This is a genomic window from Longimicrobium sp. (genome assembly GCF_036280135.1).
Taxonomy (GTDB): domain Bacteria; phylum Gemmatimonadota; class Gemmatimonadetes; order Longimicrobiales; family Longimicrobiaceae; genus Longimicrobium.
In genome coordinates, this window is the sequence record NZ_DASURI010000242.1 from 1 (window position 1) to 7,746 (window position 7,746).

Below are 7,746 nucleotides of genomic sequence, written 5' to 3' on the forward strand. Positions count from 1 at the left end.
CGATGAAGTACTCTGCTGCCTCTGCTCCCTCTGCGTGAGAAAATCAGTTCCCCAAACGCCCGAGGCCCCTTCCCCGTACCGCGGGAAGGGGCCTCGGATGGCGTCAGTCCGCGATCAGGCGCGGGCGCCGCTGCCGGAACCGCTGCGGCTGCGCGACGAGCCGGACTTGCCGCCGCCCGACTTGGACGCGCCCGTGGACTTGCTGGCCGTGGACCGCGAGCTGCCGCCGCCGGACTTGCTGCCGCCCGACGACGAGCCGTTCGACTTGCCGCCCGACGACCGGCTGCCGCTGGACCGCTCCGCCGTGGTGCGGCTGGACGACGACCCGCCCGAGCTGCGGCTGGACGACTTGCTGGCCGTCTTGCTCGCGCCCGACGACCTGCTGCTGCTCCCGCCCGACTTGCTGCCGCCCGACGAGGACGACGAGCCGCGGCTGCCGGACGAGCGGCTGCTGTCACTCGACGTGCTGCTGCCGTTGCCGCGGCTGCCGCTGGACCGACTGGCGGACTTGCTCGCCGTCTTGCCGGTCGCCGACGACGACTTCGATCCGCCGCCGCTGCCGCGCGAAGAACCGGACGACGAGCCGCCGTTCTCCACGTTCAGCACCACCTCGGCGGCGCCGCTGGCCAGGTCCATCCCCGTGGCCAGGCCCTTGAGCGCCTTGACGGAGTTGCGCTCGATGAAGGTGGCCATGGCCTCCTCCTCGCGCAGGCTCTCGCTGAGCAGCGCCACGCACTCGCGCTCGCCCAGCGCCGTGGCCACGGCGATCGCCGAGCGGTAGCCCGCGATCTCGTAGTGCTCCACGCGCAGGCTGTTGCCCAGGTCGAACGCCTCGAGCATGGCCTTGCTCGGCTTCTCTTCCTTCTTGAAGGAGTCGTGCTCCTCCTTGAGGCCGATGGCCGCGTCGCACTTTTCCGCCTTGGCCTTTTCCCCGATGGACTCGAAGGCGCGCCGAAGCCGCTCGATCTGCTCCTCGGTCTCGCCGATGTGCTCCTGCACCCGGCTCAGCATCTCCGGGTTCTTGACCTCCCGGGTGAGCGTACCGAGCATCTTGAGGATCAGCTGCTCCGCGTAGAGCAGGTCGCCCAGCTCGTGCGTGAGCAGTTCCTTCATGTCGCTGGCTGCCATCGCGCGCCTCCGAAACCGTTAGGGTTTAGATGTGGGTCCGCCGGCGGCCCACCACCAGCCGGTACAGGGCCAGCAGGATGATGGCGCCCACGATGGAGCCGATGATGCCCACCTGCCCGTCACGGCCGCCGAACAGCATGCCGCCCACCACCGAGCCCGCGATGCCCAGCAGGATCGTGACGATGATGCCGCCCGGGTCGCGGCCCGGCATGATCAGCTTGGCCAGCGCGCCGGCGATCAGGCCTACGATGATCATCCAGATGATGCTCATGGGTCCCTCTCGTGTTGGTGAATCGGACCGGCCCCCTCTCATGGGACCGCCGTCGGGGCCCCGCCAACGCAGACTCCGTGCCGATTTTGCGCCTGCCGCCCACCCCGCCCCGCGGCAGGGGCTTGCGGGCAACCCATGACGAAGTGAACGGCCGCCCCCTCGCGGGGGCGGCCGTTCGTCGTCATCCGCCAGCGTTCGCGCGGCTCACAGCCGGTAGAGCCAGCCCAGGTAGGCGCGCGTTCCCGGCAGCGCCTGCCAGACGGTGAAGCCGTCGTCGGGCGCGTTCTGCGCGTAGTAGTCCCAGCCCTCGTACACGCTGGACTCGAAGATGGGCTCGCCCGAGAACACGTTGTAGAGCAGCTCGCCGCGGTCGTAGACCTGCCGCACCTCCACCTGCTCCGGGCCCGCGCCGATGCACGAGCCCCAGTCCGTGCACGTGAACCGGCTGACGGTGGTGCGCAGCGTCACCGTCTGCTCGTACGTGCCCGTGCGGCTGTCCAGGCGCAGCGTGCCTTCGGTGGCCACCACGCGCACGCGGCGGTACGCGCCGTTGCCGTCGTTGTACAGCGAGTCCATCAGCGTCGCCGGGAGCGAGGTGCCATCGGCCCGGGCCAGCGTCATCTGCTTGACGTCGGGGACGATGATCTCGGCGCGGGCGAAACGGCCCTCGCTCGTGGCCGTGATCCACGCGCGACCGCCGCGCAGGGCCGTCACCCGGCCCATCGCGTCGACCGTGGCGACCTCGGGGTCACTGGTGGTCCACGCGATGCCGCGGTCGCTCAGCACGCGGCCGTCGGCGGCGTAGAGCGTGGCGCCCAGGGCGCGGGTGGTGCCCCACTGCACCTGCAGCCAGCGGACGCTCACGGCCACGGAATCCACCGTCAGCGGCAGCACCTCCACCCGCGCCTGCGCCTGCTTTCCGTCCAGCGAGGCCGTGATCACGACCCGCCCCGGGGTGAGCGCCGTCACGTTGCCCGATTCGTCCACGCGGGCCACGCTCGCGTCGCTGCTGCGGTAGCCGATCACCCGACCCCGCAGCGCGGCCCCGTAGCGGTTGAACGCCGTCGCCTGCACCATGCGGTGGCCGCCCTGTGCAAGGAGGGTCAGCGTGTCGGGCGCGATGCGCACGAGGTCCACCACGCCCGAGTCGTCCACGACCGGGCCCGGGTTGCCGCCGCCGCCGGGACCTTCGCCGCCGCCGGCCTGCGTGGGGGTGTCGCCGCACGCGGCGGCCAGGGAAAGGCCCATGAGCAGGGCCGAGCATGCAATGCGCTTTCGTGCGGTGGTCATGGCGGGCTCCGGATCGTATCGGGCAGGGTGTCGATGATCGTTCGCGAGGTGGAGCGGGGCTGATGTCGTCCGCTCCGTCGGTGATCCGGAAAGGCAAGAAGGATCCCCATCCGTGGCCCGGCGAGAACGGATTGCGCGGAAACGAGTTAGGTGGATCTTCGGAAAAACCGGCTCCGGGGCGGTGTCACTTTTGGAGGACGTTGCGCGGGGCTCGTTGTTGTCGACAATGGGACAGGGGATGGTTCATCCGCGCGGCGAAAGGGGTCGATCGACCCATGTCGGAGAAGATGCACGTTGCGGATCTGATCCGGTAACGGCCGTCCCCCAGCCGGAGCGAATGAATCCGCCGCTGGAAAGGCACGAAGTCCGCCTGCGCGGACTGCCCCAGCGGGAGTCGGCCGGCGTGCACCGCGGCGGCGTTCACGTAGTTGAAGCCTCGCGCAGTTTGCGAGGCTTTCCGCAGTCGTTGCGGCGGCTTCAGCCGCTCGGGCTTGGAGGTGCCCATACCGGATCAGATCCGCAATCGGCATAATCTCCACCGCGCATCAGCCCGTCCGGCACGCCGGCCGAAGCGCATCGCCCGCCTCCGTGGATCGCGCCTCCGCATCGGCCGTCCGCATCCACGCATCCGCCGTCCGTTCATCATCCGGATTGTCCGCGGCGGGATCGCGGATTAATCATGTGGAGGCCGATCCTCCGCCTCCTCTTCCGATCCCCATCCCCCTGAAGGTCCCCCGATGGGCGGCAGCGTGACCCTTCCGTTCTGGCTGGCCGTGGTGCTGATGGCGCTGGCCGTCGTCGCCGTCCTGGACCGGCTGATGGTGCCCAGCGTGCGCTGGTTCATCCGCCAGCGCGCCCTGCGCGTGCTGGAGGAGGTGAACCGCGCGCTGCCCATCGAGATCCAGCCGTTTCGCCTGGCGCGGCGGCAGGTGCTGGTGGACCGGCTGATGTCGGACCCGCGCGTGGTGCAGGCCGTGGGCGAGCACGCGGCGGAGCACCGGGTGCCGCTGGACCTGGCCACGGCGCGCGCGGAAGGGTACGCGCGGGAGATCGTCCCCGCGTTCAACGCGTACCTGTACTTTCGCCTGGGCTACGCGCTGGCGCGGCGGGTGGCGCGGCTGCTGTACCGCGTGCGGCTGGGCTGGAGCGACGAGGCGGGGCTGGCGGGGATCCAGAAGGGGAGCACGGTGGTGTTCGTGATGAACCACCGCAGCAACATGGACTACGTGCTGGTGGGCTACCTGGCCGCCCGGCGCGCGGCGCTGAGCTACGCCGTGGGCGAGTGGGCGCGCATCTGGCCCCTGCAGCAGCTCATCCGCAGCATGGGCGCGTACTTCATCCGCCGCCGCAGCGACGACGAGCTGTACCGCCGCGTGCTGGAGTGCTACGTGGGGATGGCGACCGCCGCCGGCGTGACGCAGGCCGTGTATCCGGAGGGCGGCCTGTCGCGCGACGGGGCCCTGCGCCCGCCCAAGCTGGGGCTGCTGGACTACATGGTGCGCGGCTTTGACCCCGCGGGGGAGCGCGACCTGGTCTTCGTCCCCGTGGGCATCAACTACGACCGCACGCTGGAAGACCGCACGCTGCTGCTGGAGGCGGACGGCGTGCGGCGCAGGACGGGCGGATGGAAGGCGCTGGGGAACACGTTCCGCTTCGTGGGGCGCAACCTGTGGCTCATGCTGCGCAGCCGCTGGCACCGCTTTGGGTACGCGTGCGTGAACTTCGGGACGCCGGTGAGCATGCGCCGCTGGTGCGAGGCGCGGGACGTGGACTTTCGCCGGCTGGGCCGCGACGCGCGCCACGTGGCCGTCGCGGAGCTGGGCGCGGGGCTCATGCGCGCCGTGGGCGAGGTGGTGCCCGTGCTGCCCGTGTCGCTCGTGGCGACGGTGTTCATGCGCGAGCCGGCGGCGCAGCTGAGCGAGCTGGAGCTCAAGGGGCGCGTGGCGGACCTGGTGGACGAGGTGACGGCGGCCGGCGGGCGCGTGTACGTGCCGCGCAAGGACATGGACTACGCCGTCACGGTGGGGCTGCGGATGCTGTGCATGCGCCACCTCGTCACGGAGGCGGACGGGTTGTTCGGCGCCAACCCTGCGGAGATGATCGTGCTGCGCTACTACGCCAACTCCATCGCGCACCTGCTGCCGCAGCCCCGGCGGATCGCCGTCCCCGCCCTGGCGGGGTGAGGGGGAGTGTCGATCTCCCCATCCGCCGGGTCTCGGCGACGGTTCGCGTCCTGAGCAGATCGGTGATGGCCGGTGTCGCGGTGGATCAACGGTAGCCGCCCCCTCGACGGAGCGACCGGTGGCAGTCTCGGGTCGGAGCGACGATGCAGTCCCCGCGCCGAGCGAATGAATTCGCCGCTGGAACGGCACGAAGTCCGCCTACGCGGACTGCCCCAGAAAAGGCCGCCTGGAGTACACCCTTGCCCACGTTCGCCGGGAGGTCACGGTGCAGTCCACGAAGGTGGACTTCGCGAGTTTCCAGCGGCGAATTCATTCGCTCGGCGAGAGGACTGCGATCATCTCCCCGGCTCTCCCGATCACCGTATCCGGCTCTCCTGATCACCACATCCGGCTCTCCCGATCACCGCATCCGCTCGCCTGATCACCGTACCCGGTTCGCGCCGGTCACCTCGCATGACTCAATCTGGGTCGCATCATCGCCCTGACGCGATCCGGGTACAAATCCGAATTTCCGGCGCCTTGTGAGTCTGATACGGAATCCGTATCATCTACACAGATCCGCGCACGCCGTCCCGCGCTCCCTCCCTCCCATCCTCGCGATTTCCGTGACCCGCACCGCACCCCGCATTGCCGCGGCGGCCGTTGCCGCGTGCCTGGCCGCGCCCGCCGCCGCCCAGCAGACGGCGGACACCACCCGCGTCGTGGGGCTGGACGCCGTCGTGGTGACGGCGGACCGCGCCCCCGCGCCGCTGGCCACCAGCACGGCCGCCGTCTCCGTCATCCCCGGCGAGACGCTGCGCCGCCTGCCCGTGCGCTCCCTGGGCGACGCGCTGCGGCTGATGCCCGGCTTTTCCGTCATCGACTTCGAGGGCAGCGGCGAAGATCCCAAGCTCACGGTCCGTGGCTTCTACGGCGCGGGCGAGGCGGAGTACGTGACGGTGCTGGTGGACGGCAAGCCGCTCAACGCGCCGCAGACGGGCGTGGTGGACTGGGACCTGGTGCCGCTGGCCGCCATCCAGTCCGTGGAGGTGGTGCGCGGCGGCGCGTCGTCGCTGTACGGCGACGCGGCCATCGGCGGGGTGGTGAACGTCATCACGCGCATGCCGCCGGGCGCCGTCCGCGCGCGGGCCACGGCCGGCGGCGACGGGGCGCTGCAGTACTCGTCGGCCTTCAGCGGGGCGCTGCTGGGGGCGCCGGCGCAGGCGTGGATGAACCTGTCGCGCACGGACGGCTACCGCGACCACGCGGAGCGCAGCGGAACGGCGTGGGGGCTGGACGTGGGGCTCGTGCAGCGGCCCGGCGCGTCGCTGAACCTGTCCGCCGCCAGCCGCCGGCGTTCCTTCGATGAGCCGGGGCCGCTTTCCGCCGCCGCGCTGGACCGGTCGCGCACACAGATCTCCCCCCTTTACCGCTTTGACCACACGGGCGAGTGGCTGCACCGGCTGTCGCTGGACGGATCGGCGGACGCGGGCGCGGCGCGCGTGAGCGGCTACGTGACGGGGGAGCTGCGCGACGCGAACATCCGCCGCACGCTCACGCTGGCGCCGGACTTTGGCGACACCAAGCGCCGCGCGCTGGACACGCGCCGCGTCCTCGCCTCCGCGCAGGTGGACGCGCCGGGGCTGCCCATCGGCTGGGACGACCGCGTGACGGTGGGCTTCGACGGGTCACTGGGGTGGATGGACAGCGAGTACTTCACCGTGCTCACGGGCAGCGCCGAGGACTACGCGGGGCCCCTGCCCGGCGCGAGCGCCAAGGACGAGGCGGGCGACGCCACGCGGACGGCGGCGGCGGGCTTCATCCGCTACGAGCTGCGGCCGTCGGACCGCATGCGGCTGTCGCTGGGCGGGCGGATGGACTGGCTGCGCGACGCCTTTACCCCGCGCGCGCCGACGATCGGCGAGCGGACGGAGGCGGAGCACACGGCGTTCAGCCCGCGCGTCGGCGTGAACGTGCAGTGGCTGCGCGCGGCGGGGCAGGAGGGGTGGGTGTTCGCCAACGCGGGGCGCTCGTTCAAGGCGGCCACGCCGGACCAGCTGTTCGACCGGCGGACGCTGCCCGTGCCGTTCGAGCCGTGGAAGATCACCATCAGCAACCCGGAGCTGCGCCCGCAGTACGGCGTGAGCTACGAGGCGGGGCTGTACCACCGCGCGGCGCTGTCGCCGTCCGTCGGCGGATCGCTGTCGCTGGCCGCGTACCAGGTGGACATGCGCGACGAGCTGGACTTCGACGTGCAGACCTTTCGCTACGTGAACATTGGCCGCAGCCGGCACCGCGGCATCGAGGCGGCGCTGAACCTGGACGCCGTGGGCGGATGGGGCGCGTTCGCCAACTACACGCTGCAGTCCGCCGTGACGCGCCTGGGGGAGAACACGGGCAATGAGCTCAAGGCCATCCCCCGGCACACGCTGGCCGGCGGCGTGGACGTGCCGCTCGCGTTTGGCGCGGCGGCGGGCGTGACGGTGACGGACGTGCGCGGCGCGTGGGTGGACGATGCGAACACGCTGCGGCTGCCCGGCTGGACGCGGGTGGATGCGCGGCTTTCGGTGCCCGTGCGCGGGCTGCGTGTGTGGGCCGAGGCGTTCAACGTGCTGGACCGCGCGTACAGCACCACGGGCTTCCAGGACAGCGCGGACCCGTCGGTGGTGTACTACTTTCCCGCCGCCGGGCGCACGCTGCAGATCGGGATCAGCGCGGGCACCTGACGAACCGCTGAACCGCGGGTTACAGGGGACGGGGGTGAATCCGCGCGAAGCGTCTTCTGAGAGAGGCTGTTGGAAACCCGCGTCCGCGATGCGTCATCCTGAGGGAGCGCCCGCATGCAACCTGAACGTGCGCAGCACTTTGGGCGCGACCGAAGGATCTTGTGTGCGA

5 protein-coding genes are annotated in these 7,746 nt (G+C 71.1%); 2 read left to right on the top strand and 3 right to left on the bottom strand.

The genetic code is table 11. The features are described 5' to 3' along the window. Window positions 1-114: 114 nt before the first annotated feature. The 3 genes from VFZ20_RS07435 to VFZ20_RS07445 all read right to left on the bottom strand — a co-directional run bounded on the left by VFZ20_RS07435 (window position 115) and on the right by VFZ20_RS07445 (window position 2,689). Window positions 115-1,128: a ferritin-like domain-containing protein gene (locus tag VFZ20_RS07435; RefSeq protein WP_329683215.1), complete on the bottom strand. Its 1,014-nt coding sequence runs from the start codon at window positions 1,126-1,128 to the stop codon at window positions 115-117. 25 nt (window positions 1,129-1,153) lie between these two features. Continuing rightward, window positions 1,154-1,399 carry a GlsB/YeaQ/YmgE family stress response membrane protein gene (locus tag VFZ20_RS07440; protein ID WP_329683216.1) on the bottom strand — a complete coding sequence of 82 codons (246 nt, stop codon included), beginning with the start codon at window positions 1,397-1,399 and terminating at the stop codon, window positions 1,154-1,156. A 204-nt stretch (window positions 1,400-1,603) separates the two neighbouring features. Beyond that, the gene (locus VFZ20_RS07445) at window positions 1,604-2,689 is read right to left on the bottom strand and encodes an Ig-like domain-containing protein (RefSeq protein WP_329683217.1); all 1,086 of its coding nucleotides are present in this window, start codon (window positions 2,687-2,689) and stop codon (window positions 1,604-1,606) included. Between the two features lie 737 nt (window positions 2,690-3,426). Between VFZ20_RS07445 and VFZ20_RS07450 the strand changes: the two genes are divergently transcribed. Together VFZ20_RS07450 and VFZ20_RS07455 are read left to right on the top strand one after the other, a co-directional pair. Continuing rightward, window positions 3,427-4,872, top strand: coding sequence for a 1-acyl-sn-glycerol-3-phosphate acyltransferase (locus VFZ20_RS07450; protein WP_329683218.1), 1,446 nt, complete (start codon window positions 3,427-3,429; stop codon window positions 4,870-4,872). Between the two features lie 605 nt (window positions 4,873-5,477). Next, complete coding sequence (locus VFZ20_RS07455) at window positions 5,478-7,577, top strand: TonB-dependent receptor (protein WP_329683219.1); 2,100 nt, start codon at window positions 5,478-5,480, stop codon at window positions 7,575-7,577. The last annotated feature ends 169 nt before the right edge of the window (window positions 7,578-7,746 follow it).

Coding starts and splice junctions, on each gene's coding strand:
- VFZ20_RS07435 (WP_329683215.1), bottom strand. CDS start 1,128: ATGGCAGCCAGCGACATGAAGGAACTGCTCACGCACGAGCTGGGCGAC.
- VFZ20_RS07440 (WP_329683216.1), bottom strand. CDS start 1,399: ATGAGCATCATCTGGATGATCATCGTAGGCCTGATCGCCGGCGCGCTG.
- VFZ20_RS07445 (WP_329683217.1), bottom strand. CDS start 2,689: ATGACCACCGCACGAAAGCGCATTGCATGCTCGGCCCTGCTCATGGGC.
- VFZ20_RS07450 (WP_329683218.1), top strand. CDS start 3,427: ATGGGCGGCAGCGTGACCCTTCCGTTCTGGCTGGCCGTGGTGCTGATG.